The sequence below is a fragment of the Rhodovulum sp. MB263 genome (assembly GCF_002073975.1).
Taxonomy (GTDB): Bacteria; Pseudomonadota; Alphaproteobacteria; order Rhodobacterales; family Rhodobacteraceae; genus Rhodovulum.
On record NZ_CP020384.1, the window covers coordinates 2,192,475 to 2,215,040 of the forward strand.

A 22,566-nucleotide genomic window follows, 5' to 3' on the forward strand; every position below is an offset into this window, starting at 1 on the left:
CGGCTTTCCGGCACATCGCAGGTACAGTCGCCCGGGCCGCAAACGGCCCCACCACGGTATATCAGGATCACATCGCCATCCTCGGCGCCCAGCCAGTGGCATCGGGTGGAGGTGAGGTTATCAGACATGGGGCGGCATTCTCCGACCGGAATCGCCACCGGAAATTTGCAAGGTGCCCCACGCTCGTTCCGTCGTGGGGCACTTTCTGGATTTATCATTAAAATTCAGATGATTAATTTTGGACTGGTGGGCCGAGAGGGAATCGAACCCCCGCTGTCGATGGGTGTAAACCATCCGCTCTACCCCTGAGCTATCGGCCCCCGGATCCGGCGCCGCAAGGCTGCGCGCGATCTCGGGACAGGCGCAAACGAGGCGTGGATCGCCCGGAAACACGCTCTGAAAGACGCCCCGGGCGCGCCGATCGACTGACGCATCGCGCGGTCTAGCCGGTGATGCGCATTGCCGCAAGCCCCAACGGACGGGCCTCCGTTCTGCGACAGGATCTGGTACGGGCGGCCGGACTCGAACCGGCACGGCCTTTCGGCCCAGGCATTTTAAGTGCCATGTGTCTACCATTCCACCACGCCCGCCCCGGCCAAGGGCAGCTCCGGGCGATACGACCACCGGAGGGTCCGACCTTTCCTAACGTTCCTGGGCAGATGCGACAATCTCAAAGACGGCGGCCGGACCGGACGTATCGCCGCTGCCCGGCCCATGCCTGCCCGATGCAGGGGCGAAGAACAGCTACGGACTACAGGGTCTGCACCGGCAAAGCCGCCCAAGCGGTGCGCCGCGCAATCCCAACGCCGCAGGACCGCACGGGCCGGCGCAACCCGTTCTTCCCGGCGTCCCCCTTGCATTCGGTGCTTGCAGCCCCGGCAGGGGAGCGCTCCTCCGGGACGTCATCGACGGGGCTCAGGGGACGGTCGCGAAGGCGACTTCCTTCACGGCCTCCATCGCGACGAAGGTCGAGCTGTTGGCCACATGCGGCAGGGCCGAGATCCGTTCGGCCATGACCTCGCGATAGGCGGCCATGTCGGCGGTGCGCACCTTCAGCAGATAGTCGAAACCGCCCGCGATCATGTGGCATTCCTCGATCTCCGGGATCGTCCGGACCGCGGCATTGAAGGCGCGAAGCGCCGCCTCGCGGGTATCCGACAGCCGCAGCTGGACAAAGGCGACATGGGCAAGCCCCAGACGGATCGGGCTCAGCATCGCGCGGTAGCCGGTGACGATGCCCTCGGCCTCGAGCCGCCGCAGCCGGGCCTGGGTGGGCGTCTTGGACAGGCCGATCCGGCGGCCGAGCTCTGCAACAGGGATCCGCCCCTCGGCCGAGATTATCCGCAGAATCGCGCGATCGTAACGGTCGGGCAGGAAAGTCGCTTCAGACATGCAGCCCCTCTCATTTTCAGGCGTAGCGCCTATGATTTTAAATAAAAGCAGGCGAACGACCTGCGCATTTGGCGCTATGATGGCCGAAAAACAGGGAGACTTCCATGCAGGACGATACCTTGCCGCTGCGCGACCGGATCGAAGCGGCCACCTATGCCCCCCAGGCGCAGGTCCTCGAAGAACTGCTGGAGGCGACCGGCCTCGGCGACGAGGACCGCAAGCGCATCGAGGCGGCGGCGGTTCGGCTCGTCCGGACGATCAGGACGGACGCGCGGCCGGGCCTGATGGAGGTATTCCTGGCCGAATACGGGCTGTCGACCAATGAAGGCATCGCGCTGATGAGCCTGGCCGAGGCGCTGCTCCGGGTGCCCGATATCATGACCATGGACGCGCTGATCGAGGACAAGATCGCGCCCTCGGACTGGGGGCACCATCTCGGGCGCTCGCCCTCGCCCATGGTCAATGCCTCGACCTGGGCGCTGCTTGTGACCGGACGCGTGCTGGAACGGCGCGATCCCGGGCTGATCGCCACGCTCAAGGGCGCGGTCAAGCGGCTGGGCGAACCGGTGATCCGGACCGCGGTGGCGCGGGCGATGCGCGAGATGGGCCGGCAATTCGTGCTGGGCGAGACCATCGAGGCAGCACTCGAACGGGCGCAGGAGCTCGAGGCCGAGGGCTACACCTATTCCTATGACATGCTGGGCGAGGCCGCCCGCTGTGCGGCCGATGCAGAGCGCTATTACCGGGCCTATTCCGACGCCATCGCCCGGATCGGGCTGGCCGCGACACAAGATGACGTGCGGGCCAATCCCGGCATCTCGATCAAGCTCTCGGCGCTGCATCCGCGCTATGAGCTGGCCCAGCGCTACCGGGTGATGACCGAGCTTGCCCCGCGCCTGCTCGAGCTTGCGCTCCAGGCACGACGCATGGGCATGGGGCTCAATGTCGATGCCGAAGAGGCCGACCGGCTGGTGCTGTCGCTCGACGTGATCTCCGCGGTTCTGGCCGATCCGCGGCTGGCGGGCTGGGACGGGTTCGGCGTTGTGGTGCAGGCCTACAGCCCCCGCGCGGGGCTGGTGATCGACGCGCTTTACGAGCTGGCCGGGCGGCATGACCGTCGGCTGATGGTCCGTCTGGTCAAGGGCGCCTACTGGGACAGCGAGATCAAGCGCGCCCAGGAGGTCGGGGTCGATGGCTTTCCGGTCTTCACCCGCAAGGCGGCGACCGATGTCAGCTATATCGCCAATGCCCGCAAGCTCCTGCGCATGACCGACCGGATCTACCCGCAATTCGCCACCCATAACGCCCATACCGTGGCCGCGATCCTCGACATGGCGCCCGACCCGGACCGGTTCGAGTTCCAGCGCCTGCACGGGATGGGCGAGGCGCTGCACCGGATCGTGATGGAAATGGGGCTTGGCACCCGCTGCCGCATCTATGCCCCGGTCGGCGCGCATCGCGAGCTGCTGGCCTATCTCGTGCGGCGGCTCCTGGAGAACGGCGCGAATTCCTCCTTCGTCAACCGGATCGTCGACGAGACCGTGCCGCCCGAGGCGGTGGCTGCCGATCCGGTTTCCGAACTCGAGACGCTGATCGATGCCGAGGCGCCCGCCGGCCTCCGGCCCGGCCCGGCCCTGTTCGAGCCCGACCGGCGCAATTCGCGCGGCTGGGACCTGGCCCATGGCCCGCATCTGGCAGAGATCGAGATCGCCCGGGGGCCCTACAGGACAGCGCATTTCAACGCCGCCCCGCGCCTTGCAGGACCGGTCCGCGCCGAAGCGGCAACCCCGCGCCACAGCCCCTCCGACCCGACCGATCTGGTCGGCTGGGTGCAGGACGCCTCGCCCCGCGATGTCGGCACCGCGCTGGCCCATGCAAGGCCCTGGAACATCCCCGAACACCGCTGCGCCGAGGTGCTGCGCCAGGCGGCCGACCTCTACGAGGCCCATGCGGGCGCGATCTTCGCGCTGCTCGCACGCGAGGCCGGCAAGACGCTGCCCGACGCGGTGGGCGAACTGCGCGAGGCGGTGGATTTCCTGCGCTATTACGCCGCCCGGATCGACGGCCTCGACGCGCCCGCGCGCGGGCTCTTCGTCTGCATCTCGCCCTGGAACTTCCCGCTGGCGATCTTCACCGGCCAGATCGCGGCGGCACTGGCCGCAGGCAATGCGGTGATCGCGAAACCCGCCGAACAGACGCCGCTGATCGCCCATCTCGCCACCGGATTGCTGCACGAGGCGGGCGTTCCGCCGGAATGCCTGCAACTGCTGCCCGGCGATGGCAGGATCGGCGCGGCACTGACCTCGGACAGCCGCGTCACCGGCGTGGCCTTCACCGGCTCGACCGAGACCGCGCGCATGATCCGGCGCGCGATGGCCTCGCATATGGCCCCCGGCACGCCGCTGATCGCCGAGACCGGCGGGCTGAACGCGATGATTGTCGACAGCACCGCCCTGCCCGAGCAGGCCGTCCGCGACGTGATCGCCTCGGCCTTCCAGTCGGCCGGGCAACGCTGTTCGGCCCTGCGCTGCCTCTATGTGCAGGAGGACATCGCCCCGGGCTTCCTGGCGATGCTGCAGGGCGCGATGGCCGAGCTGAACCCTGGCGCGCCATGGGAGCTGTGTTCCGATCTGGGGCCGCTGATCGACGCCGAGGCCCATGCCGCCATCGCCACCTATGTCGCCGCCGCCCGCGCCGAGGGCCGGGTGATCTGGGAGGGCAGCGCCCCGCCCGAGGGCCATTTCCAGGCGCCGGTCGCGATCCGGGTGCCGGGCATCGATGCCATCGAGCGCGAGATCTTCGGCCCGGTGCTGCATGTCGCCAGCTTCGCGGGCGGCGATCTCGACAGCGTCGTCGAGGCGGTGAACGCATCGGGCTATGGCCTGACCTTCGGGCTGCACAGCCGGATCGACGACCGGATCAAGCGCATCGCCGCGCGGCTGGCCGTCGGCAATGTCTATGTCAACCGCAACCAGATCGGTGCGGTGGTGGGCAGCCAGCCCTTCGGCGGCGAGGGGCTCTCGGGCACCGGCCCCAAGGCCGGCGGCCCGCATTACCTGCCCCGCTTCACCGACCGTCCGGCGCCCGAGGCGCATGTCTCGACCGAAGCTGCGAAGGGCGCCCCGGCCGCGCCCGACGCGGTCGCGGCAGCGGTTCGCGCGGCGCCCCCCGCGCGCGGACCCGAGACGCTCGATCTGCCCGGGCCGACCGGCGAGACCAACCGGCTGACGACGCTGGCGCGCGCGCCCCTGCTTTGCCTCGGGCCGGGTCCGGGCGCCTCGGCCGCACAGGCCGAGGCGGTGCGCGCGCAGGGCGGCGCAGCGGTTGCGGTCGAGGGGCTGCTGGAGCCCGCGGCGCTGACCGATCTCAAGGGCATCTCGGGCGCGCTCTGGTGGGGCGATCCCGAGATCGGCCGCGCCTATGCGCTGGCGCTGGCCGAACGCGAGGGGCCGATCCTGCCCCTGATCGCGGGGATGCCCGATCCGGCGCATGTGAGGCTCGAGCGGCATCTCTGCATCGACACGACGGCCGCCGGCGGCAATGCGGCGCTGCTGGCCGCGGCCGGTTCCGCTTGACGGCCCTCGCGCAGCGGCTAGCTTCCCGCCATGTTCCCGCTGCGCGACCACAATCCCTCCTCCCGCTTTCCCTTCGTCACCCTTGCCCTGATTGCGGCGAATGTGGCGGTGTTTCTGTTTTGCCTGCCGCTCTTCGCCGATCCGGGGGCGCTGCAGGCCCTGTTCATGGACTGGGGCATGGTCCCCGCGCTCATCACCCGCACCGGCGACTGGTCGGGCGTGCTGAGCTCGATGTTCCTGCATGGCGGGCTGCTGCATCTTGCCGGAAACATGCTTTTCCTCTGGATCTTCGGCGACAACATGGAAGACCGGTTCGGACATGTCGGCTTTTTGCTGTTCTATCTGGCGGGGGGCGTGGCGGCGGCGCTTCTGCAATATGCGGTGGCGCCGGGATCGACGGTCCCGGTCGTGGGCGCCTCCGGTGCCATCGCGGCGGTGATGGGCGGGTATCTTCTGCTTTTCCCGAAGGCGCGGGTCGATCTCCTGATCATCCTGATCGTGATCTTCCGGGTGATCCCGGTACCGGCCTGGCTGATGCTGGGGCTCTGGTTCGGCCTGCAGCTTTATTCCGGCGCCTCCGCCGCGGCGGATGAAGGCGGCGTCGCCTACTGGGCGCATTCGGGCGGCTTCATCGCCGGACTTGCGCTGACACTTCCGCTCTGGCTCAGGCTCGGCGGGCCCGCCTTCTGGAACCGCACCCAGGGCAGCCCGCCGCATCCCGTCGGGGTCTACCGTGCGACCAAGGTGCCGCGGGTCCGGCGACACCGCTGAGCGGCACACGCCGCAGCGTCGGAAAAGCCACCGGGTCGAAAAACTGCAGGGTCGGAAAAGCTGCAGGGTCGGCAGAGACGTCACAACGCGGTTTCCGGTTGCCCCCCTGGCCTCCGGCAAGCGGTATCGCATGACCTGCGCGGACGCCCTCCTGCGCCCGGCAGACGGCCGCGACATCTCGGGCCTCACCACTGGCCTCACCGCGGGCCTCACCGCTGGCCAAGCCCACCCGGTTCGCAGACACCGAGCCAGCCAAGCGCCGCGCTCATTCTGTCGCCAAGCCGGACCTCGCCCGACGGGATCGACGCAAACATCGCGATGCAGGCGTCGATGATCGCGGCCATCAACAGGGTCCGGTCGACAGCGACCGCCCCGTAGGTGTCATGGAAGAAACGCCGCAACGGAGGCGGAGGCCACCCACCGGCGCAGCTCGCCTCCCCGGTCATCGCACGATCCTTCCCGCCCCGCCAAAGCTGATGGCGTGGATGGCTCCTGCTCCATCGGCGTCGCAATGCGCCATAGTGCCGATGTGATCATCTGCCGCGCGAGGAGCCATCCGCATGAAGGTTACAATAGTCGGCCTGGATCTGGCCAAGACTGTCTTTCAGGTTCACGGGATCACCGATGAAGGCCATGTCATCTTCAACAAGCCACGGCGCCGGGCTCAACTGCTTGCGTTCTTCGAGTGCCTGGCCCCCTGTCTGACCGGCATGGAAGCCTGTGCGGCGAGACACCACTGGGCGCGAGAGCTGTCCGAGATCGGTCAAGAGGTACGGCTGATCCTGCCGATCTACCTCACCCCTACGTGAAGCGGGGCAAGTCGGACGGTGAGCCGGAACGTGGCCCCAATGGGGCCGCCTAAGCCCGCGAACGATGCGGAAGCGAGTCTCGCGAAGCATTCACCCATCCGACCATGCGCGTCGAGCAGGTCAAATCGGAAGAGCAGCAGGTCCTGCTGAGCCTTGACCGGACGCGTGAGTCCTCCGTGCGGCAGGGAACGCAGCTGGTGAACATGCTCCGCGGGCTGCTGGCGGAGTTCGAGATCCTCCTGCCTCAAGGCCTGGAGAAGGCGACGGGTTTCGCGCGGGATGTCGTGGAAGGGGCTGCGTCGGATATTCCCGAAATCGGACAGGACGTCATTCGCGTCCTTTGCAGACAGCTTCTGTCGACCGATTACCTCCTGCACTGGCATGACCCGCAGCTGCAGGCCGTGGCGCGGACGGATCGTCGGATGAAACTGCTGCCGACTATTCCGGGTGTCGGACCGGTTACGGCCTCGGCAATCGTGGCGCCCATCGGCAGCGACCGTCAGTTCCGCAATGGTCATGAGTTTGCGGCGTGGCTGGGGCGGACACCAGGGAACAAGTCCAGCGGCGGCAAGGAAAGGCTGGGCAGGATCACGAAGATGGGGGTTCAGGACCTCCGGAAGTTCCTCGTGGTCGGCATGACCTCCCGCGCAATCCAGGTGACGGTCCGGCCGGACAAGGGCGACCCGTGGCTGAGGAAACTGCCGGAGAGAAAGCCGTTCTGGCTGGCAACGATAGCCATGGCCAACAAGACGGCCAGGATCATCCGGACCGTCCTGACACGGGAGGTAACCCTGGTCGCCGCGACCTGCCTGATGCCGCAAGCCCGGGCAGAGAATAGCAAGACCGACGAGATGATGGCGACACCCACAGCCGCTCCCCCTGGGGATCCCGCCGAACGTCCGGGGTGCAACAGCCCGATAAGCTGACAGGGACCCGGGATGCGGAAGCCATCAGGGCCAGCGGCCGAAACGCCACGCAAACGGGCCGGACACACCACCGCTTCTGCAAGCGTGCAATAAACTCGCTTCCCGCTTGCCATGCAGGAGCCATCCACACAGGACGGTCGGAACGCCGGCGCAGGACAGGCGTTCGGCCGAAGATCAGGTGTTTCTGATGGCCTTGGCGAAGTGGTCGTAGATCGCCTCGTTCGCGACCAGCACCTCGCCATGCTCGAGCGGGTCGCGGCCCTCATGGATGGTGCCGACAAAGCCGCCCGCCTCGCGCACCAGAAGCAGGCCCGCGGCCACGTCCCAGGCGTTCAGCTCGCGTTCCCAGTAGCCGTCATAACGGCCGGCGGCGACATAGGCCAGATCGAGCGCGGCCGCGCCCCAGCGCCTGACGCCCGCGCAATGCGGCATCAGCCGGGCCAGATCCTGAAGCGTGGCAGGCAGCGTGCGCTTGGCGGCAAAGGGCACCCCGGTGGCGAAGATCGCCTCGATCATGCGCGACCGCGACGACACCCGCAGGCGGCGGTCGTTCATCCAGGCGCCCGCGCCCTTCTCGGCGAAGAAAAGCTCGTCCTTGGCGGCGTCGTAGACAACGCCCGAGACGATTTCGCCCTTGTGCTCGAGCGCGATCGACACGGCCCAATGCGGCAGGCCGTGCAGGAAGTTGGTGGTGCCGTCGAGCGGATCGACGATCCAGCGCCGGGTCGGGTCGTCGCCATCCTCGCTGCCGGTCTCCTCGCCGAGCCAGCCATAGGTCGGCCGCGCGCCGCGCAGCTCCTGGCGCAGGATCTCCTCGGCGGCGGTATCCGCGCGGCTGACGAAATCGCCCGCACCCTTCATCGAGACCTGAAGGTTCTCGACCTCGCGGAAGTCCTTGACCAGGCTGCGGCCGGCCTTGCGGGCGGCCTTGATCATGATGTTGAGGTTTGCACTGCCTTGCATGGGAGCCTCCTTCGGTCTTGCCGCGGGCCATACACGGGGGCGCGCCCGGTGCCAAGGGAAATGGGACAGCCCGGCCCGGCTACCCGGCGGCCCCGCGTTGCAGCTTGACCGGCTCGCTTCGCGCCAGCCGCACGAAATGCGCCATGAAGGGCCTTGCGGTATCCTCGGATCTGGTGGCCGCGTACATCCGTCTGGTCAGTCCGGTCTCGGTCAGGGGCCGCACCGCGAAATCGGCATTGCTCCGGGCCTCGCGCACCACCCAGTCGGGCAGCACCGTCACCCCGCGCCCCGAAGCGACCAGCATCAGGATCACCGCGGTGAGCTCGACCTGGCGCTGCGCCAGCGGCTCGACCCGGGCCGGACCCAGAAGCCCGGTGAAGACATCGAGCCGCGAGCGTTCGACAGGATAGGTGATCAGCGTCTCGCCGCGGAAATCCTCGGCCCGGATGAAGGGGCGCCCGGCCAGCGGATGCGAGGCGGCACAGAGAAAGACCGGCTCGTAATCGAAAAGCGGCGCAAAGTCGATGCCCCCACGCGTCTCGGGATCGGAGGAGAGCACCAGATCGACCTCCTCGCGGGCAAGCGCGGGCAGCGCCTCGAAGGACAGGCCGGGGCGGATGTCGACATCGATCTCGGGCCAGGCCTTGCGGAAGGAGTCGAGCACCGGCAGCAGCCAGTCATAGCAGGCATGGCATTCGAGCGCGATATGCAGCCGCCCTGCCCGACCCGAGGTCATGCCCTCGAATTCGGCCTGCAGCGCGGCGATCTCGGGCAGCACGCGCTCGGCCGTTCGCAACAGCCTGAGCCCTGCCGAGGACAGCCGCAACGGCTTGGTACGGCGGACGAAAAGCTCCATCCCCACCTGGTCCTCGAGGCCCTTCACCTGATGGCTGAGCGCGGATTGGGTGATGTTCAGCCGGTCGGCAGCCCGGGCCAGACCGCCCGCGTCATGAATGGCCTTGATCGTCCTCAGATGGCGCAGTTCCAGATGCATCCTGTTCCCAGGCTCATATTGATCTTGAAAACTATGAGTTTGTTTCACAGTCCCTGTTATGCGACAAGATCGAAAATCTTCGAACCCCTTGGGAGTGTCCGCCATGACCGCCCCCCGCGTGTCCTTCGAGTTCTTTCCGCCCCAGACGCTGGAGGCAAGCTTCCGGCTCTGGGAAGCCGCGCAGGCGCTTGCGCCGCTGAAACCGACCTTCGTGTCGGTGACCTATGGCGCGGGCGGGACCACGCGCAAGCTGACCCATGAGGCGGTCGAGACCATCCACAACCATTACGGGTTGAACGTCGCCGCCCATCTGACCTGCGTCGACGCGACACGGGCCGAGACGCTGGAGATCGCCGAGGCCTATGCGGCGGCGGGCGTGACCGAGATCGTGGCGCTGCGGGGCGACCCGCCGAAGGACCAGGGCGCGTTCCGACCGCATCCCGAGGGATTTGCCAATTCCTGCCAGTTGATCGAGGCGCTGGCCGCGACCGGCAAATTCCGGCTCCGGGTCGGCGCCTATCCCGACCCGCATCCCGAGGCGGGCGCGCCCGATGCCGATGTTCTTTGGCTCAAGCGGAAATTCGAGGCGGGTGCGGACACGGCCATCACCCAGTTCTTCTTCGAGGCCGAGACCTTCTTCCGTTTCCGCGATGCCTGCGAGAAGCAGGGGATCGATGGCGCGAAGATCATCCCCGGCATCCTGCCGATCGAGAAATGGGCCGGCGTTCGCCGCTTTGCCCAGCGTTGCGGCGCGCATGTGCCCCCCCATGTCGACGCGGCCTTCGAGACCGCGATCCGCGACGGTCGGGAAGGGCTGCTGGGCAAGGCGATGGCGACCGAGCTCTGCACCGGGCTGATGGAAGGCGGCGTGCGGGACTTCCATTTCTACACGCTGAACAAGCCGCATCTGACCCGCGATATCTGCCATGCGCTGGGGGTTGTTCCCGACGCGCATCTCGAAAAGGTCGCCTGAGCCCCGCCTACGGGCCTCAGGCAGGACGCCCGGTTCGAATTTTCGTCGAAAATTCGCGCCCCTGTGGCGCGGTTCGGCCTCAGACAATCGCCTGCAACAGCCGCCAGACCCGCTCGGAAGTAAAGGGCATGTCACCACATGCCCCTGCCACAGAGTGGATCCAGCATCGCATCGTCGGCCGCCGCCATCGCCCCCCTTCCCGCCTCGCCGCAGCCCGACATGACCGGAGGATTGGCGGGCGATGAAACCTGCTCGGTCGTGAGCCGCACGAAAGGCAGATCGGTCGCACGCGGGATCGCGCGAACCATGAAGCTCGCGGTCAGAATCTGGCCATGATCGTCCTGCCCCCCCCTCGCACAGAGCCCGACCAAGCCCCTGCACCGCCTCAGCCCGCCATGCACCTTTTCTCGGCCGGACGCGGATTGATCGGCGTGCCGAAATCACCCGCCACCGCATAACGCAGACCCCGCGTCGCATCGGCTCGGGGTCGATCCCGATCTCGGCAACATGAACGCTGTTCGGAGAGGAGCGGCCCCGGCGGGGTGCCGTCGGCACGGCGGCGCAACAGATCCGTCTGCCCCGCCCGGCGGGCCATCGCCGCCAGTTCGATCGCCCCGGGCGCCAGCTTCGATCCGGGTGCGCGGAACCGGTCCTCGTCGAAGCCCAGTTCTGGCGCCTGCATCCCCATCCCGGCGGCAAGCAAGGACGTGACACCCGCAATCATGACCCCGATATCATGACCTCGATCACGGCCAGGGACGTACTGGCCCGGATGGTGTTGGGATAGGCGCCCTTCACCGCGAAAAACGGCCACGGAATGGCATGGGGCCGATCAGCACCTTCGCGAACAGCTCAGGAAGGACCGTCCGCGCCTTTTCGGAATTGCAGGCGCCCATCCGATCCCTCAGCCCAGGCGCTGCGGGGCTCCATCGAAGTGACGATCCCCCGGATGTCGGCCACCTTGAGCCGCAGCTTCCGCGCGGTCGTTCGGAATGCCTTCTGCACCGCCGCATCGTCGTCCATCGTCCAGTCACAGGCGAGGGTAAACGGCGTCATGGATCTATCGGCGGCCTGCCGCTGGTCAGTTCCGGATGCGGCTCGAGATCCTCCAGGTCGAAAGCGATCCGCTCGGCGGCATCCTTCGCGGTCGGCGGGGTCCCGGCAATCACCACCGCCATCGCCTCGCCCTCGAAACGCACCCGGTCCGGGGCCCGCGGCGGGCGGGCGCGGCATCCGCGCGGCCGTCGCCCCCATCACCGCCCCCCGTGCACCGCCCGCGCCGACACCCGCTCAGGCGCCCGGATCTCGGCATGGGCGACCGGGCGGGCCGGAACACGGCATGCAGCACCGAGGCCGGTGCGATATCGTCACCATGGAGCCCCTGCCCGGTCAGAAACCGCCGGTCGTCGACCCGTGCTCCGCGCCGGTTCCGGCCGCCCCCTCTCCACCACGGCTCTTCTGGCTGTCTCCTTGAGCAACCCCCGCGCCACAAGGCTTTCCGGAGGGGTTGGCCTTGGCCGCGCCTTTCGGTAATCACGCCGCAGCCCCTTTTCGATGCAAGAGATCCTCCGATGCCGATGGAAAAGACTTTCGATGCCGCCGAAGCCGAACAGCGCCTCTACGAGGCCTGGGAAAAAGCCGGCTGCTTCACCGCCGGGGCGAATGCCTCGCGCCCCGAGACCTTCTGCATCATGATCCCGCCGCCGAACGTGACCGGCAGCCTGCATATGGGGCATGCCTTCAACAACACGCTGCAGGACATCCTTGTGCGCTGGCACCGGATGCGCGGCTTCGACACGCTCTGGCAGCCGGGCCAGGACCATGCGGGCATCGCCACCCAGATGGTCGTGGAACGGCAACTGGCGAAAGAGGGCAATCCCGGCCGCCGCGAAATGGGGCGCGAGAAATTCCTCGAAAAGGTCTGGGACTGGAAGGGCCGCTCGGGCGGCACCATCATCAACCAGCTCAAGCGCCTGGGCGCCTCCTGCGACTGGTCGCGCAACGCCTTCACCATGTCGGGCGCCCCGGGCGCGCCAGAGGGCGAGGACGGCAATTTCCACGATGCCGTCATCAAGGTCTTCGTCGAGATGTACAACAAGGGCCTCATCTATCGCGGCAAGCGACTGGTGAACTGGGACCCGCATTTCGAGACCGCGATTTCCGATCTCGAGGTCGAGCAGGTCGAGCTTGACGGCAACATGTGGCGCCTGCGCTATCCGCTGGAGGCCGGCGCGAGCTACGAGCACCCGGTCGAGTTCGACGAAGAGGGCAATCCCACCGCCTTCGAGACCCGCGATTATCTGGTCGTCGCGACCACCCGCCCCGAGACCATGCTGGGCGATACCGGCGTTGCCGTCCATCCCGAGGACGCGCGCTACCGGCACCTGATCGGCAAGACCGTGCGGCTGCCGCTTTGCGGCCGGTCGATCCCGATCGTGGCCGATGACTATGCCGACCCGACCAAGGGCACCGGGGCCGTCAAGATCACGCCCGCGCATGATTTCAACGACTGGGGCGTCGGTCAGCGCACCGGGCTTCGGGCCATCAACATCATGTCGACCCGCGCCGCGATGTTCCTGAAGGACAATGCCGATTTCGCCGAAGGCTGCGACGAGGCGCTGGTTGACGATTGCATCGCGCGGTTCGACGGGCTCGACCGCTACGAGGCGCGCAAGGCCATCGTCGCCGAGGCCGAGGCGCAGGGCTGGCTCGACGGCATCGACAGCGACCGGCACATGGTGCCCCATGGCGACCGCTCGAAAACCGCCATCGAGCCCTATCTGACCGACCAGTGGTTCGTCGACACCCGCAAGATCGTGGACCCCGCGCTCGACGCCGTCCGCAAGGGCATGGCGGCACAGGAGGCGGGCGCATTCGACGAGAAGGCCGGTTATACCCGTATCCTGCCCGAACGCGACGCCAAGACCTATTTCCACTGGCTGGAGAATATCGAGCCCTGGTGCATCAGCCGCCAGCTCTGGTGGGGCCATCAGATCCCGGTCTGGTACGGGCTCAACCTCGACGGGTCCCATTTCACCGACGATGAGGGCGACAACGCGCTTGACGATGTGGAGCTCTACCGCCTGCTCAACGAGGGCTTCGTCCAGCGCGGCGCGCGCCATCACTGTGCCGCCGATTTCGAGACGGTCACGGCGCAGTTCCAGGACGTGCTCGCCGGTCTGCCGGCGCCGCTGCACGCGATGCGGGTGATCGAGGTCTCGGGCCGCGCCGCCGCCGAGGAGGCGCTGGCAGAGAGCCTTGCGGATTACAATCTCAGCCAGGACCCGACCAGGCTGATCTATCCGATCTGGCGCGACCCCGACGTCCTCGACACCTGGTTCTCGTCGGGGCTCTGGCCCATCGGCACGCTGGGCTGGCCCGAGGCCACGCCGGAACTGGCGAAATACTTCCCGACCGATGTGCTGATCACCGGCTTCGACATCATCTTCTTCTGGGTCGCCCGGATGATGATGATGCAGCTGGCCGTGGTCGAGCAGATCCCGTTCCACACCGTCTATGTCCATGCCCTCGTCCGCGACGAGAAGGGCAAGAAGATGTCGAAGTCCCTGGGCAACGTGCTCGACCCGCTGGAGCTGATCGACGAATACGGCGCCGATGCGGTGCGCTTCACCCTGACCGCCATGGCCGCCATGGGGCGCGATCTGAAGCTCTCGACCAGCCGGATCGCGGGCTACCGCAATTTCGGCACCAAGCTCTGGAACGCCACCCGCTTTGCCGAGATGAACGGCGTCTTCGAGGGCTACGCGCCCACCGGCGAGATCCCCGCCCCTGCGGAAACCGTGAACACATGGATCGTCGGCGAGACCGCCCGCGTGCGCGAAGCGGTCGACGAGGCGCTGAGCCATTACCGTTTCAACGACGCGGCCAATGCGCTTTACGCCTTCGTCTGGGGCAAGGTCTGCGACTGGTATGTCGAGTTCTCGAAGCCCCTGCTCATGGATGGCACCGAGGCCCAGAAGGCCGAGACCCGCGCCACCATGGCCTGGGTGATCGACCAGTGCCTGATCCTGCTGCACCCGATCATGCCCTATATCACCGAGGAACTCTGGGGCACGACCGCCGAACGGGCGAAGATGCTGGTCCATGCCGACTGGCCCGCCTATGGCGCCGATCTGATCGACGCAGAGGCCGACAGCGAGATGAACTGGGTGATCGCGCTGATCGAGGAGATCCGCTCGGCCCGCGCCCAGATGAACGTGCCCGCAGGCGCCAGGATCCCGATGCTGTACACCGAGCTCGACGACGCGGGCAAAGCCGCCTGGGAACGCAACGAGGCGCTGATCCGGCGCATGGCCCGGATCGACAGCCTGATCGCGGCCGGGACCCTGCCCAAGGGCTGCGTCACCATCGCGGTCGAGGGCGGCAATTTCGCGCTGCCGCTTGAAGGCATCATCGATGTCGCGGCCGAACGGGCGCGGCTGGAAAAGACGCTCTCGAAGCTCGAGAAGGATCTCAAGGGGCTCGAAGGCCGCCTGAAGAACCCGAAATTCGTCGAAAGCGCCCCCGAGGACGTGGTCGAGGAAACCAGGGAGCTGGTCGAGGCCAAGACCGGCGAGGCCACGAAGCTGCGCATCGCGCTCGAAAGACTGGCCGAACTCGGCTGAGCCGGAAGGCCGCCTTCAGGACCGCCCGGGCAGCCTTGCCGCAGCCCGGGCGTCTTGACTCGCTGTTCCGGCGGGTTCACTAGACCAACCGACATAACCCGCAACCGGGCGTTCCGTGGGCGCCAAACCGACGAGGAGGCCAGATATGGGCCAGATCACTCTCACCTTCCCCGATGGCAATCAGCGCGATTTCGAGGCCGGGATCACCCCCGCCGAGATCGCGGCCGGCATCTCCAACTCGCTGGCCAAGAAGGCGATTTCGGCCCAGGTCAATGGCCGCCATTTCGACCTGCAATGGCCGATCACGGAAGATGCCTCGATCGCCATCAACACCATGAAGGACGACGCCCCGGCGCTGGAACTGATCCGGCATGACCTCGCGCATATCATGGCGCGGGCGGTGCAGGCGCTCTGGCCCGATGTGAAGGTCACCATCGGCCCGGTCATCGAAAACGGCTGGTATTACGATTTCGACCGTGCCGAGCCCTTCACCCCCGAGGATCTGGGCCAGATCGAGGCGAAGATGAAAGAGATCATCAATGCCCGCGACCCGGTCCGCACCGAGATCTGGGACCGTGCCCGCGCCGTGAAGCATTACGAGGACAATGACGAGCCCTACAAGGTGGAACTCGTCGGCATGATCCCCGAGGATCAGCAGATCCGGATGTACTGGCATGGCGACTGGCAGGATCTCTGCCGCGGTCCGCATCTTCAGCATACCGGCCAGGTGCCCGCCGACGCCTTCAAGCTGATGAAGGTCGCGGGCGCCTATTGGCGCGGCGACTCGGACCGGCCGATGCTGCAGCGGATCTATGGCGTGGGCTTCCGCAGCCGGCAGGAGCTGAAGGATTACCTGACCTTCCTCGAAGAGGCCGAGAAGCGCGACCATCGCAAGCTGGGCCGCGAGATGGATCTGTTCCACCTGCAGGAAGAGGCCCCGGGCCAGATCTTCTGGCACCCGAATGGCTGGAAGATCTACACCACGCTGCAGGATTACATGCGCCGCCAGCAGGAGCGCGACGGCTATGTCGAGGTGAACACCCCGCAGGTCGTCGAGCGCAAGCTCTGGGAGAAATCGGGCCACTGGGACAATTACCAGGAAAACATGTTCATCGTCGAAGTCGACGAGGAGCATGCCCGCCAGAAAGCCGTCAACGCGCTCAAGCCGATGAACTGCCCCTGCCATGTGCAGATCTTCAATCAGGGCCTCAAATCCTATCGCGACCTGCCCTTGCGAATGGCCGAATTCGGGTCCTGCAACCGCTATGAACCCTCGGGCGCGCTGCATGGCATCATGCGGGTGCGCGGCTTTACCCAGGATGACGCGCATATCTTCTGCACCGAGGATCAGATCGAGGCCGAAGCCAAGAAATTCATCGACTTCCTGGCGAAGATCTATGCCGATCTCGGCTTCACGGACTGGTCGGTCAAGCTCTCGACCCGCCCCGAGAAACGCATCGGCAGCGAGGAAAGCTGGGACCGCACCGAAGAGGCGCTGGGAGCGGCCTGCCGTGCCGCCGGCTACGAGTACGAGATCAACGAGGGCGAAGGCGCGTTCTACGGGCCCAAGCTCGAATTCGTGCTGCGCGATGCCATCGGGCGCGACTGGCAATGCGGTACGCTGCAGGTCGACCCGAACCTGCCCGAACGGCTGGACGCGACCTATATCGGCGCCGATGGCGACAAGCACCGCCCGATCATGCTGCACCGTGCGGTCGTGGGCTCGTTCGAACGGTTCATCGGCATATTGATCGAGAATTACGCAGGCAAGCTGCCGTTCTGGCTGGCGCCGCGCCAGGTCGTGGTGGCGTCGATCGTGTCGGAGGCCGACGATTACGTGGCCGAGATCGTCGCGACGCTGAAGGCTGCGGGCGTCCGCGCCGAGGCCGATATTCGCAACGAGAAGATCAACTACAAGGTCCGCGAACATTCGCTGTCCAAGGTGCCGGTAATCCTCGCCATCGGTCCGCGCGAAGTCGAGGAGCGTACGGTCTCTGTCCGCCGTCTGGGCGAAAACCGCACCGAGACCCTGGCGCTCGATGCCATCGTCGCCACGCTGACGGCGGATGCAAAGGCCCCCGATCTGGCCTGAGCCGAAGAGCTGCACGAAACGAAAAGGCGCCGGGTGATCCGGCGCCTTCGATCTGTCTGCAGGCCTGCAAGCCCCCGGTGGCTCAGCCGTTCAGCGCGGCTTCGGTCCTGGTGTTCCAGCCCAGGTAAAGCTGCCCCCCGGCCTCGATGACCGGGCGTTTCATCAGCGTCGGATGGGCCTCGAGCAGATCGAGCGGATCGCCCGCCCGCGCCGCCTCGTCGAGCCCGCGCCATGTGGTCGACCGCCGATTCACCAGATCCGGCCCCAGCGCCGCGAGGAATCGGGCCAGCTCATCCCGGCTCAGCGGATCGTCGCGCAGGTCGTGCAATTGGACCTCCTTGCCCATGCCCAACAGCGCCGACTTTGCCTTTCGACAGGAATCGCATGTTTTTAAACCGTAAATAACCATTCCAAACCTCGATTGTTTCCCAGCACAACCTAGCCGAGTTTACGGTACAATCTACAGGGGTCTTGATTTTTTCACGAATCTTACTGCATTGTTTCTCATGTGACGGCAGACGACCTGGACGACCGCTCCTCCTTCAGGGGCAGCCGGAAGACTGGAAGACCTGGCTGTGACCTACCGCGCCGCAATCCCGCGGGCGCGGAAAAGACCGAGGAGAGACAGACGATGCCCACCGGCACCGTGAAATGGTTCAACACCACCAAGGGCTACGGCTTCATCGCCCCCGACGATGGCGGCAAGGACGTGTTCGTGCACATTTCCGCCGTCGAGCGCGCTGGCATGACCGGGTTGAGCGATAATCAGAAGGTCGCCTATGAAATGATCGAGGGCCGCGACGGTCGCAAGTCGGCCGGGGATCTCCGGGCTATCTGATCGCAGACGCAGACGCGGACGGTGGCAGCGCCTGCTGCCACTGTTCACCGGATGTCGCGCGTCAGACGAAGATCCGCGCGACGAAGACCCCGATACAGGCCGAGACCCCGGTCAGAATGGTCCCCCAGCAGGTATCGAGCGCCACCTGCAGCGGCGACCAGCGTTTCAGCGTCGCGAAATTGGTGAATTCATAGGTCCCATAGGCCATTGCGCCGACCACCATGCCCTCGATCAGCGCCTGTCCCGGATTGCCTCGCACCAGCGCGGGCCAGGACACCAGCCAGACAAGCCCAAGAACATAGGCCATGTAGAACACCGCCGCCGCCCCCATGCGTGGCCGGTCGCGCATCCAGTCGCCGAGATAGCGCGCGAAAAGCGGCTGCATGACATGGCGCAGCATCAAGGCATCGAGCGCCAGAAATACCAGCACCGTGACCAGATATAGAATGATGGCGATGATGACGGACATTGCCGCTCCTTCATGGCTTTTCCCTTACGGGCGGCCAACGTCCGGAGTGCGGTGCAGGTTCCCCGGACCTTGCCCGAAGCCGTGAGGCAGGCACGACCGCCGAGATCGGAAACCGGGCCATGGGGCCTGACAAGGTGCGGCTGGGCGCGCCGGTTGCGCTCTGCGCCTTGTCGGCGGGCTGGCCGCCCTGTTCCGACCGGCCATCCCCCGTCCGGTCCCCAGCCGAGAGGAGGCTAGCTTACCGCAGAGAACCGCTTGCCCCGCATGGTCGGGGCAAGGCGGGTTTCAATTCCGCGGCACGATGGCGTTTCGGGACTCCCGTCCTTGCACTTTGTCCTGCCAATGCCTTGCAAGACCGCTGGCCCGACGAAAGCCGCGCCCCCCGGGGATGTCGGATCAACGACTTCCCCTCGGCCAGCCTTCTCAGCGCAACCGGCAACTGGCGACCATGGCCGCAGCATCCGACATGGCCGCCGCTCAGTCCCGCTTCAGGACGCCCTCGAATTCACGCCATTCCCCCTTCGACATGCCCGAGGTTTCCTGCGTCACGGCCTCGCCCTTCAGCATGCGACGGATGCAGTCCATCGCCGGTCCCGAGAGGTTGACCCCGCCGATGCGGTAATCCTCGAAGGCCTTGTAGGCCACCGGCACCCAATCGGCCACGATTTCGCAGATGGTCTGCGCATAGACCCGGATCTCGTATTGCGCATGGCTGTCGGCGCGCAGGCGCAGGAAATGGAACAGATTGTGCAGATCGCATTTCCAGTACCATTGCGTGTAGATATTCGCGGGCAGGTTCATCCGCGCCAATTCGCGCGCCAGCCCCTTCTGGCCGTCCTGTCCCAGCATCGCCTCGTAATTGTCATAGCAGCGTCCGGCATCGGCTTTGAGGATCTCCAGCACCCGCGCCGCTTCCTCGCCTTCCAGAAGCTCGCCGCGGCCCTGGTTGTTCACCGTCGATTGCGCGGCCAGCGCGTCGGGGGCGGGAATGTAGAATTCACGGTCGAGGATCGAATAACGCGCCGAATATTCGTTCACATTCGCCGTGCGGTGACGGATCCATTGCCGGGCGACGAAAACCGGCAGCTTGACGTGGAACTTGACCTCGCACATCTCGAAGGGCGTCGAATGCCAGTGCCGCATCAGGTAGCGGATCAGCCCCTCGTCATTCGAGACCGCCTTGGTGCCGCGCCCGTAGCTGACCCGTGCCGCCTGACAGATCGCGGCATCGTCGCCCATGTAGTCGACCACCCGCACGAAACCGTGGTCGAGCACCGGATGGAGGGTGTAAAGCCGGGCCTCCATGCCCTCGGCCACCACCCGACGGGTCGGCGCGGTCTCGGCGCGCTGGGCCTCGATCTCGGCTAGCTGATCCTCAGTCACGGGCATCGGGCGTCCTTTCCGGCAAGCATGTGAGTCGCGGCGGACTATATATATGCCGGACGCCAAGAAAAACGGCGACATCCTGTGGCTCGTGCAGCAAGGCCCGGCGATGTTTTCCTGCAACGGCCCGCGCTCTGCGACACGCGCCCGGACGAGGAACCTGCGCTTTGATGAAAACAGGCAGATGCCGCGGCCAGCAGGCTTCGAACGGAACGGGCGCCGGGCACAGCCCCGTCGTGCCTGCCCCTCTTGGTGCCTGCGCCGACGCCCGCATCCATCAGGGCGTGGTCCTCTGCCCCCTCGCCGAGCTGCCGATCCGTCCTAGATGGCAGCGCAGAAGACGGAGGCATGCATGAAAATTCGTTACCTGCACACCATGGTCCGGGTGAAGGACCTCGAGGCATCCCTGGCGTTCTACCGCCTGCTCGGACTGACCGAGACCCGGCGGGTCGAGAATGACAAGGGCCGCTTCACCCTGATCTTCCTCGCCCCTCCCGGACAGGAAGACTGCCCGGTCGAGCTGACCTATAACTGGGACGGCGACGAGGGGCTGCCCTCGGACAGCCGTCATTTCGGCCATCTCGCCTACGGGGTCGAGAATATCTACGACATCTGCGCGCGCCTGCAGGAGGCCGGCGTGACCATCAACCGTCCGCCGCGCGACGGGCATATGGCCTTCGTGCGCAGCCCCGACAATATCTCGATCGAGCTGTTGCAGATCGGCGAGGCGCTGGCCCCGGCCGAACCCTGGGCCAGCATGCCCAATACGGGGCATTGGTAAGGTTCGCCGCCTTCCTGGCGCTTGCGCCCTTCAAGGCAGAGGCCGGCTGTCGGCTGGCCCTGCTTCTTGCTCTCGACATCTCGTCCTCGGTCGATCCGGGCGAGGACGCGCTGCAGCGGGCCGGACTGGCCGCGGCGCTGGCCGCGCCCGAGATCCAGGCCGAGTTCCTGTCGGTGCCCGAACTGCCGGTGGCCCTGGCCGTCTATGAATGGAGCGGACGCTATCAGCAGCGCGTGGTGCTGGGCTGGAGGATGATGGACAGCCCCGAGGCGATGCTCGGCGCGGCCGAGACGATTGCCGGATCGCGCCGCTCCTATGCAGCCTTCCCCACCGCGATGGGCTTCGGGCTCGGCTTCGGGGCGCGGCTGTTCGACAGCGCGCCCGATTGCGCGGCGCGGACCCTCGACATCTCGGGCGACGGCATCAACAATGACGGCTTCGGCCCCGAGCTGGCCTATCGCAGCTTTCCCTTCCAGGGCATCACGGTCAACGGTCTGGCAATCGGCGGCGGCAGCCCCAGCGATTCCGAGGTCTTCGCCTTCTACCGCGACCGGGTGATCCGGGGGCCCGGCGCCTTCGTCGAGACCGCGCGCGACTTTGCCGATTTCGAGCGCGCGATCCGGCGCAAGCTGATGCGCGAGGTCTCGGCGCGGGTCTATGGCGGGCGCCTCGCCCTGCCGCCGGGCGGTGGCTGAGCCGATGCGGCCGGGGGCCGGGGTCGCGCGCGCAGGAACAGCTCTTCTGACCCGCCCCGTATGCTGCCCGCCCCAGGGCCGCCGGCTGCCGCCGGCCACCGGGCTGGATGTCTCGGGCTGCGTCGATGCCGGGAACGATCTGCTCCAGCGCGACGGGCTGGCCCCGGCGCTGCTGCGGCCCGAGATGCAGGCCGCGTTCCGGCAGATCCCCCGGCACCGGTCGCGCTGACAATCTTCGAAGGGAGCGGCCTGCCCGATCAGAGGCTGGTCCTGTCCGAGACGGAAATCGCCAGCCCGGCGACATTGGCACGGGCGGCCGAGAGGCTGCGCCGGACCGGCAGACCCTCGCCGGAGCGGATCATGGCCATGAAGGCGGCACTTGGCCGGGGCGGCATGCTGCCGACAGAACGCAGCGACCTCTGGCTGGAGACGCTCGGTCTGACCGGCGACAGTCCCTCAACGAACGGCCGTGGCAGGTTGCGATCAGCGAGGTCAGAGCCGATGCGCAGGCGATGGGTATCGGCGCCGCGATACGCGGTCGATCCTGCCAGGGCCGATTGCGACGAGCGGGTCGATCATTCCGGGCCCGGCGGCCCCGCTGCCTGCGCCGGGATCGCCAGCGGCTTTTCCCACCTCGCAGCGGCGGTGGCGCGCAAGCTTCTACGCGAGCTGCCGAGCATGACCGCCGGACAGACCCCGCCCCTGCCCCGCAGGCCTCAGTAGATGTAGCGGATCTGATCCGACCAGTAGCGCTCCATGCGCTTCAGCGCCGCGGTGATGTCGCGCAGGCCGTCATCGTCGATGACATCGCGCGCCACCAGCCCCTCGGCATGGCGCGAGAACAGCCGACCCACGATTTCGCGGATCTCGCGGCCCTTGGGCGTCAGACGCACACGCACGGCACGGCGGTCGATCTCGCAGCGCTGATGGTGCATATAGCCTTTCTCGACGAGTTTCTTGAGATTGTAGGACACGTTCGAACCCTGATAGTAGCCCCGGGATTTCAGTTCGCCCGCGGTCACCTCGTTCTCGCCGATATTGAACAGCAGAAGGGCCTGGACCGAGTTCAGTTCCAGCACGCCGAGGCGCTCGAACTCGTCCTTGATCACGTCCAGCAGCAGGCGGTGCAGCCGCTCGACCAGGGAAAGCGCCTCGAGATAGTCGGTCATGACTTCCCGATGATCGCCCTCCGGGATGGGGGAATGGATGCTCATTTCAGTCTCCGCTGTTCGCAGTGCCGGGACAGGAATATGAAATGAGTCGCGAATATTCGGTTAAAA

General features: G+C 66.6%; 24 protein-coding genes and 2 tRNA genes. 12 read left to right on the forward strand and 14 right to left on the reverse strand.

Annotated features, from left to right (window positions below; translation table 11 throughout):
- Positions 1–244: 244 nt before the first annotated feature.
- The 3 genes from B5V46_RS10190 to B5V46_RS10200 form a co-directional block, all read right to left on the reverse strand.
- A tRNA-Val gene (locus B5V46_RS10190) sits at positions 245–320 on the reverse strand.
- 184 nt (positions 321–504) lie between these two features.
- Positions 505–590 (reverse strand) — tRNA-Leu (locus tag B5V46_RS10195).
- A 325-nt stretch (positions 591–915) separates the two neighbouring features.
- Positions 916–1,392, reverse strand: coding sequence for an Lrp/AsnC family transcriptional regulator (locus B5V46_RS10200; protein ID WP_080616505.1), 477 nt, complete (start codon positions 1,390–1,392; stop codon positions 916–918).
- A 104-nt stretch (positions 1,393–1,496) separates the two neighbouring features.
- Here B5V46_RS10200 and putA point away from each other — a divergent pair, with 104 nt between their 5' ends.
- Positions 1,497–4,967: a bifunctional proline dehydrogenase/L-glutamate gamma-semialdehyde dehydrogenase PutA gene (putA, locus tag B5V46_RS10205; RefSeq protein WP_080616506.1), complete on the forward strand. Its 3,471-nt coding sequence runs from the start codon at positions 1,497–1,499 to the stop codon at positions 4,965–4,967.
- 30 nt (positions 4,968–4,997) lie between these two features.
- Entirely contained in the window at positions 4,998–5,738 is a 741-nt protein-coding gene (locus tag B5V46_RS10210; protein WP_080616507.1) for a rhomboid family intramembrane serine protease, read from the forward strand.
- Between the two features lie 209 nt (positions 5,739–5,947).
- Here B5V46_RS10210 and B5V46_RS10215 read toward each other — a convergent pair whose 3' ends face one another.
- On the reverse strand, positions 5,948–6,139 hold the full coding sequence (locus B5V46_RS10215) for a hypothetical protein (RefSeq protein ID WP_155774017.1): 192 nt from the start codon (positions 6,137–6,139) through the stop codon (positions 5,948–5,950).
- Between the two features lie 159 nt (positions 6,140–6,298).
- Here B5V46_RS10215 and B5V46_RS20500 point away from each other — a divergent pair, with 159 nt between their 5' ends.
- Together B5V46_RS20500 and B5V46_RS20505 are read left to right on the forward strand one after the other, a co-directional pair.
- Entirely contained in the window at positions 6,299–6,547 is a 249-nt protein-coding gene (locus B5V46_RS20500) for a hypothetical protein (protein ID WP_231119082.1), read from the forward strand.
- A 104-nt stretch (positions 6,548–6,651) separates the two neighbouring features.
- On the forward strand, positions 6,652–7,473 hold the full coding sequence (locus tag B5V46_RS20505; RefSeq protein ID WP_231119083.1) for an IS110 family transposase: 822 nt from the start codon (positions 6,652–6,654) through the stop codon (positions 7,471–7,473).
- Positions 7,474–7,647: 174 nt separating this feature from the next.
- Here the strand turns inward: B5V46_RS20505 and B5V46_RS10225 are convergent, their stop codons facing one another.
- Together B5V46_RS10225 and B5V46_RS10230 are read right to left on the reverse strand one after the other, a co-directional pair.
- Entirely contained in the window at positions 7,648–8,436 is a 789-nt protein-coding gene (locus B5V46_RS10225) for an inositol monophosphatase family protein (RefSeq protein ID WP_080616509.1), read from the reverse strand.
- Positions 8,437–8,515: 79 nt separating this feature from the next.
- On the reverse strand, positions 8,516–9,430 hold the full coding sequence (locus B5V46_RS10230) for a LysR family transcriptional regulator (RefSeq protein WP_080616510.1): 915 nt from the start codon (positions 9,428–9,430) through the stop codon (positions 8,516–8,518).
- Between the two features lie 103 nt (positions 9,431–9,533).
- On the opposite strand from B5V46_RS10230, the gene B5V46_RS10235 reads away from it, so the two are divergent.
- Positions 9,534–10,403, forward strand: a complete 870-nt coding sequence (locus B5V46_RS10235; protein WP_080616511.1) for a methylenetetrahydrofolate reductase — start codon at positions 9,534–9,536, stop codon at positions 10,401–10,403.
- A 131-nt stretch (positions 10,404–10,534) separates the two neighbouring features.
- Here the strand turns inward: B5V46_RS10235 and B5V46_RS10240 are convergent, their stop codons facing one another.
- The 4 genes from B5V46_RS10240 to B5V46_RS19770 all read right to left on the reverse strand — a co-directional run bounded on the left by B5V46_RS10240 (position 10,535) and on the right by B5V46_RS19770 (position 11,602).
- Positions 10,535–10,711, reverse strand: coding sequence for a hypothetical protein (locus B5V46_RS10240; RefSeq protein ID WP_155774018.1), 177 nt, complete (start codon positions 10,709–10,711; stop codon positions 10,535–10,537).
- Positions 10,712–10,788: 77 nt separating this feature from the next.
- On the reverse strand, positions 10,789–11,127 hold the full coding sequence (locus B5V46_RS10245; protein ID WP_080616513.1) for a hypothetical protein: 339 nt from the start codon (positions 11,125–11,127) through the stop codon (positions 10,789–10,791).
- A 128-nt stretch (positions 11,128–11,255) separates the two neighbouring features.
- Complete coding sequence (locus B5V46_RS10250) at positions 11,256–11,459, reverse strand: hypothetical protein (protein WP_080616514.1); 204 nt, start codon at positions 11,457–11,459, stop codon at positions 11,256–11,258.
- Positions 11,456–11,602 carry a hypothetical protein gene (locus tag B5V46_RS19770; RefSeq protein ID WP_155774019.1) on the reverse strand — a complete coding sequence of 49 codons (147 nt, stop codon included), beginning with the start codon at positions 11,600–11,602 and terminating at the stop codon, positions 11,456–11,458. Before B5V46_RS19770 ends, B5V46_RS10250 begins: the two co-directional genes overlap by 4 nt.
- Positions 11,603–11,974: 372 nt before the next feature.
- Between B5V46_RS19770 and B5V46_RS10255 the strand changes: the two genes are divergently transcribed.
- Together B5V46_RS10255 and thrS are read left to right on the forward strand one after the other, a co-directional pair.
- Complete coding sequence (locus tag B5V46_RS10255) at positions 11,975–15,028, forward strand: valine--tRNA ligase (protein WP_080616515.1); 3,054 nt, start codon at positions 11,975–11,977, stop codon at positions 15,026–15,028.
- 145 nt (positions 15,029–15,173) lie between these two features.
- Complete coding sequence (thrS, locus tag B5V46_RS10260) at positions 15,174–17,120, forward strand: threonine--tRNA ligase (RefSeq protein ID WP_080616516.1); 1,947 nt, start codon at positions 15,174–15,176, stop codon at positions 17,118–17,120.
- Positions 17,121–17,202: 82 nt separating this feature from the next.
- On the opposite strand, the gene B5V46_RS10265 is transcribed toward thrS, so the two are convergent.
- Positions 17,203–17,529, reverse strand: coding sequence for an arsenate reductase family protein (locus B5V46_RS10265; RefSeq protein ID WP_080616517.1), 327 nt, complete (start codon positions 17,527–17,529; stop codon positions 17,203–17,205).
- A gap of 222 nt (positions 17,530–17,751) precedes the next feature.
- On the opposite strand from B5V46_RS10265, the gene B5V46_RS10270 reads away from it, so the two are divergent.
- Positions 17,752–17,958, forward strand: a complete 207-nt coding sequence (locus tag B5V46_RS10270; protein ID WP_042461564.1) for a cold-shock protein — start codon at positions 17,752–17,754, stop codon at positions 17,956–17,958.
- Positions 17,959–18,019: 61 nt separating this feature from the next.
- On the opposite strand, the gene B5V46_RS10275 is transcribed toward B5V46_RS10270, so the two are convergent.
- Together B5V46_RS10275 and thyX are read right to left on the reverse strand one after the other, a co-directional pair.
- Entirely contained in the window at positions 18,020–18,418 is a 399-nt protein-coding gene (locus B5V46_RS10275) for a DUF2177 family protein (RefSeq protein ID WP_155774168.1), read from the reverse strand.
- 486 nt (positions 18,419–18,904) lie between these two features.
- Positions 18,905–19,816 (reverse strand): FAD-dependent thymidylate synthase, encoded by a 912-nt coding sequence (gene thyX / locus B5V46_RS10280; RefSeq protein WP_080616519.1) that lies wholly within the window; start codon positions 19,814–19,816, stop codon positions 18,905–18,907.
- 346 nt (positions 19,817–20,162) lie between these two features.
- Here thyX and B5V46_RS10285 point away from each other — a divergent pair, with 346 nt between their 5' ends.
- From B5V46_RS10285 to B5V46_RS20855, 4 genes are read left to right on the forward strand one after another with little or no spacing between them, the layout of a single operon-like run.
- Entirely contained in the window at positions 20,163–20,591 is a 429-nt protein-coding gene (locus B5V46_RS10285) for a VOC family protein (RefSeq protein WP_080616520.1), read from the forward strand.
- Entirely contained in the window at positions 20,585–21,286 is a 702-nt protein-coding gene (locus B5V46_RS10290) for a DUF1194 domain-containing protein (protein ID WP_080616521.1), read from the forward strand. Before B5V46_RS10285 ends, B5V46_RS10290 begins: the two co-directional genes overlap by 7 nt.
- Entirely contained in the window at positions 21,279–21,515 is a 237-nt protein-coding gene (locus B5V46_RS20850) for a hypothetical protein (protein ID WP_369822853.1), read from the forward strand. The genes B5V46_RS10290 and B5V46_RS20850 overlap by 8 nt, the downstream gene beginning before the upstream one ends.
- A gap of 41 nt (positions 21,516–21,556) precedes the next feature.
- Positions 21,557–22,009, forward strand: a complete 453-nt coding sequence (locus B5V46_RS20855; protein ID WP_369822839.1) for a hypothetical protein — start codon at positions 21,557–21,559, stop codon at positions 22,007–22,009.
- Here the strand turns inward: B5V46_RS20855 and B5V46_RS10300 are convergent.
- Entirely contained in the window at positions 22,003–22,500 is a 498-nt protein-coding gene (locus B5V46_RS10300; protein ID WP_080616523.1) for a MarR family winged helix-turn-helix transcriptional regulator, read from the reverse strand. The genes B5V46_RS20855 and B5V46_RS10300 overlap by 7 nt on opposite strands.
- Positions 22,501–22,566 lie beyond the last annotated feature (66 nt).